Below are 4,403 nucleotides of genomic sequence, written 5' to 3'. Positions count from 1 at the left end.
GACCGCCACTTGAGGATATGCAATGTTATGCGGTCGGCCTTTTACCTTTATAGAAAGTCACGATTAGTTGCGAACAGCACAACGTCAATGAATAGCAACAGTTGGGCGGTGCGTGAGGGTGTTTGTTTTTTTTAAAAGAGGGGGGATAAAAAATTAATATTCTTCTTGGGAGAGGGGCAAGCTTTTTTACAATTTTTGGTTTGCGGGAATGGCTGGTGTGAATTGTAAAAGTGCTTGCACCGTGTGAGGAAAACTGCAATGTCTATACTTCAAACCTTTCCAAATATTACATTATTTTCATTTCCTGTTGTTGTTAGCAGTAAAGCTTTTAGTTTTTGTCAAAATCGTCTTCTAGTATTCCGTAAAAGTAATTGTCTTTCCATTCGCCTCTAATTGATAATTTTTTACGCTTCATTCCTTCTCTTGTCATACCAACCTTTTCTAAAACTTTGCTTCTCTTTGTTTTTAGCATTACCTAACGTTTCTAAAATTAAAAATTATAATCTAATGTTATAAATAGCATTCTTCCAAACATGATATCAATACCTTTGATATGATCTAGACTAGGTGTAATATTGATATTAATACCCGTTGTTAAACCTATATTATTAGTCATAAAAAATTGCCAAGCAGGTGATATACCACCTCCATAATTATAAGTGCGGTACCGTACCCAATATTGAGTGAGTCCTACCAATTCAGCTCCTAATAAAAAATTATTTCTTCTCCCTACAGGAAACACTCTTTCAATGCCAATTTTTCCTAATAAACCACTATAAACGTATTTTTTTCCTCTGCCATCTTTTCTGGAAGTGTAATTAAATTCTATTCCGCTTTTTAGATTATATTTTTTATGTTTTCTCTTGTAATTTAGGATATAAAAATATGGATAACGCGATCCATTAAATATAGGTTTTAAAGCAAATGGTTCAATGTTAACTCCAAATGAAATTTTATTCATTGATTCGTTTCGAATCTTTAAATCTTCTTGTCCTTTTACAGAATCAACAAATAATATCGTCACAAAAAAAAGTAAAACTATTTTTTTCATTATTAAATGTTTTGTTATTAATCAAATATAATATTTAATTACTTGTAGAAGCCAATTACTTTCCTGAAATATATATGCAGGCACTTGCGCTGTGGAAATAGCTCTTTACATTTTTCTGTGTGATGGGCCTTGAATAAGGGGAAAATGGAAAGTGCTATTTTTGCGCTGGCAATATTAATTTTTTAGTGAGTGAGGAAAAAAAACAAGCACGAAGCGATGGCATCTCCAGGTGTTGAAAGTTTGCAGGAAATTTCTTAAATGCTAAAAGTTAAAACAACCAGAAAGTCTCTTGGAGATTGCGCTCCAAGAGGCTGCCGCATAACGTTATTTGCATATACGCAGGTGGCGATTATTGCACCGAACCAAAAACCGCGAGCAGCAAAGGTAATAGAAATTAAAGGCTTTGCAATAGAGCACCTAGACCGCCACTTGAGGATATGCAATGTTATGCGGTCGGCCTTCCTCACTTTATAGAAAGTCACGATTAGTTGCGGACAGTAAAACGTTAATGAAAGTGACAGTGGCTCTGTGTGGTTGGGTAATTTAATTTTTTTTTAAGGGGGGAGGAAAAATTTAAATCCTAGCCTGGGGAAGGAAGAAGGTAAGCTTATTTACAATTTTTGGTTTGTGGGATGGGTTTTAGAGGGAATTGTGAATGTGCTTACCTGCGTGGAAGGGTTTTCGTTCCTGACTTTTACGATTAGTACTCCATCTTTCAGATGTAGTCTTAACCGGTTTTTATCCTTTTTAAAAATAGTTACTATTCAACATTTATGAATATGAAACTTTTCGGCATTCTTTTTTCTATTATTTAATAAATTAGAGAAAATGAAAAAGTATATACTTTTGATAATTATGCCAGCTTTAAGTTTAGGCTTTGTATCCGGACAGCAAATTGAAAAGTGGTATCCATTAAAAAGTCCTAAAACATTCAATAGTTACTTATATACCTTTGAGGATACTTTATACCTAAATGTAGATAAAAACTATCAGTTCTGGTATTTTATAAAATTGAAGGGGGAGCAAGAGTGGATTAAAAGAAACTTTTATCCGGGAAAATTTTGCAGAAAGGACAACTTCCTTTTCAGGTATAATTATGAAGGCCTTTCCCGATCAAATGATGGAGGAAAAACTTGGTCTATAATTAATCCTCCAATTAAAGCCACTGACATGATAGCTACTAAAAAAGCTATTCTTATAACAAATTATGTTTGGGGTGGACGCACCTTTATTTACAAATCGGAAGATAATGGGGATACATGGAAGGAGGTATATACTTTTGATTATAATTATGCAGCAAATTTTTTTGAAAATAAAGGGAGGATTTTTGCCGCAGGCTTTAATCAGTTGGCTTATTCTGATGACAATGGTGAAACCTGGGTAACGGATAAGAATTTAATTGACATAAGAACCTTTACAGCTCATGATAATATTATATTTGCCAGTGGACACGGATATCTTTATAAGTCGATTAACAACGGAAATAGCTGGAAATTGATTTATTCTCCAACTTTTTCTCCATCTTGTATGGCGTTGGTTGGGGCTGATTTATTTATCGCAGGTGGCAATGGCGTATTCAGGTCAAATGACTTAGGTGAATCCTGGGAAGAATGGAATAGAAACCTTCCATCAATAGGAGCCCAAGACCTGATTTTATTTGATGGAACTCTTTATAAATCCGGGAAAGGACTTGCCACAATTACTGAAAATGATTTAAGTTGGTCAATCGAGCATGTACATCAAGAACTTCCTTCAAGTATTATTGATATGGGGCAATATGAGGATAAACTGTATTTTTCAGTTGGTGATTATCATGGGGGGGTGTTTTACTTGTTGGGAGCTGATAATGAACTCATTACATATTCACAGAATTTATCTGCTTATAACATTAGTACTGGACTTTTAAATTTATCTAAAAAAGGTGATACCACTTATGCCCACTATCGATCTCATTTAGCTTTTTCAACCAATCCCCAAGCTTATTGGACTGTTGAAAAGCACAACAATTATATCTTTAAAGTAAAAGAAAGGAACGAAAATTTAATTGGGATGAGTACATCAATTTTACTTTCTGGTGATATGGGGAGGAATTGGGATACAACCACGACCAAGGGTTTTAAAGAGCCATACGGGGAAACATGCTACCCTGCTGGTATTGATTTTGATATGAAAAACGATAAGTATTTTTTCATAAGAGAGCTTAGGAATGGACGTGGGATCTGTAATGACAACAGTGTTTATTATTCCACAGATCCATCAAAATCCTGGGTATTAATAGAAGAAGGGCTTCCTGATCATTTTGTTGGAAAATCTATTGCAATCCATGATAATACTGTTTTTATTTCTGGCAATGGTATTTATAAAACACAATTTGAGAATCCTGAATTTTGGGAAACGGTAAATGATACTTTAATGGTAAATTCTATACATTCCATTAATAATGTCCTATTTGGTTTAAGCGATTTTAATGTTTATTATTCTGATGATGATGGAGAAACATGGAATCTTTTTGGGGATGAGCAGGATTTTGGGAGTAAACTTAATTGTTTTTCAAGCGATGGGGAAGTTGTCTTTATTGGTACAGAATCAAATGGGGCATGGAGTAATAAAGCTATTACAACCTCTGTGACTTTTAATGAAGCAGAAAAGAGAACAACAATACCCATTGTTCAAATCATGCCTAATCCAGGGAATGGACTGTTTGCGATAAAAGCTGACAATGAAATTGAATCCATAAAGGTTTATACATTTACCGGTCAGGTGTTCAATGGTTTTATATTCGATACAACTTCTGGTGAATTTAATTTAAGAATGGCCTCGAAAGGATTATACTTTGTCCATGTATTTACAATTGAAGGGCCAGTTGTGCTTAAGGTGGTTGTTCAATAGTTTGGTTAGATGTGTAGCCTTTGTATGATTTTATTTTTGAATAAAAAAAGCTCTGAAAAGCAGAGACTATTTTAATTTAAATATAGCAGGAATTGGGGCAGGAGAAAACAGCTCTTATACTTTTGCCAAGGTGTGTAGGGCCTGTGGGGTTGTGGCAAAAGTATAAGTGCTGTTTTGTGTGTCTGGGGGATTTCAATTTTTGTGCGCGAGGAAAAAATTAAATTACGAAGCGTAGGGCTGCTCCGGTATTTGAAAATTGCAGAAAAGTTACTGAGTGAAAAAGGCAAGAAAGGCCACCAATCCTGTCTTTGACTAGCGAAAAAAGAGGCTGCCGCATAACGTTATTTGCATATATGCAGGTGGCGATTACAGCACCGAACCAATAACCGCGAGCAGCAAAGTTAATAGAAATTCCAGGCTTTGCAATAGAGTACCTAGACCGCCACTTGCTTATATGCAATGT

Annotated in this window: 2 protein-coding genes and 1 pseudogene; 1 reads left to right on the top strand and 2 read right to left on the bottom strand. The window is 35.0% G+C overall.

What is annotated here, in order from left to right:
- Positions 1-328: 328 nt before the first annotated feature.
- Positions 329-451 (bottom strand): annotated as a pseudogene (locus H0V01_15605) (GNAT family N-acetyltransferase).
- 39 nt (positions 452-490) lie between these two features.
- A complete protein-coding gene (locus tag H0V01_15600) occupies positions 491-1,051 on the bottom strand; it encodes a hypothetical protein (protein MBA2584796.1) in 561 nt (186 codons plus the stop codon).
- Positions 1,052-1,879: 828 nt separating this feature from the next.
- On the opposite strand from H0V01_15600, the gene H0V01_15595 reads away from it, so the two are divergent.
- Positions 1,880-3,940, top strand: coding sequence for a T9SS type A sorting domain-containing protein (locus H0V01_15595; GenBank protein MBA2584795.1), 2,061 nt, complete (start codon positions 1,880-1,882; stop codon positions 3,938-3,940).
- The last annotated feature ends 463 nt before the right edge of the window (positions 3,941-4,403 follow it).

Source organism: Bacteroidota bacterium (genome assembly GCA_013696965.1).
Taxonomy (GTDB): Bacteria; Bacteroidota; Bacteroidia; order JACCXN01; family JACCXN01; genus JACCXN01.
Note: the sequence above shows the minus strand (reverse complement) of the source record. Positions and strands in the feature narration are given on the sequence as shown.